The organism is Bacillus sp. SIMBA_008 (assembly GCF_046535495.1).
In the GTDB taxonomy this organism is placed as follows: domain Bacteria; phylum Bacillota; class Bacilli; order Bacillales; family Bacillaceae; genus Bacillus; species Bacillus subtilis.
The window spans coordinates 1-262 of the sequence record NZ_JAWRWL010000670.1; the positions used below are offsets into that span (position 1 = coordinate 1).

Here is a 262-nt window from a genome sequence, read left to right on the forward strand (position 1 = left end):
CCACAGATTTTTCTATCAATATCCTTTTCATATAGTATGTGTCAGCTCAGTTTATGAAAAGAAAATGATGATGGATCACTTTGGTTACAAAGAATCTGAGGTTAAGGTGACTGGCTTATCTAGATTTGACCATTTAGCTAATTTTAAGACAACTGATGATAATCGTGATAGAGAGATTTTAATCATGCCTACATGGAGAGAATGGCTTAATACGGAAGAAACATTCTTAAAATCGGATTATTACGAGAAGTATATTTCGATT

At 32.4% G+C, this 262-nt stretch carries 1 protein-coding gene; it reads left to right on the forward strand.

The window, feature by feature from the left end:
* The coding region (locus SB658_RS24910; RefSeq protein WP_410603084.1) for a CDP-glycerol glycerophosphotransferase family protein at positions 1 to 262 on the forward strand (262 nt) is incomplete at both ends.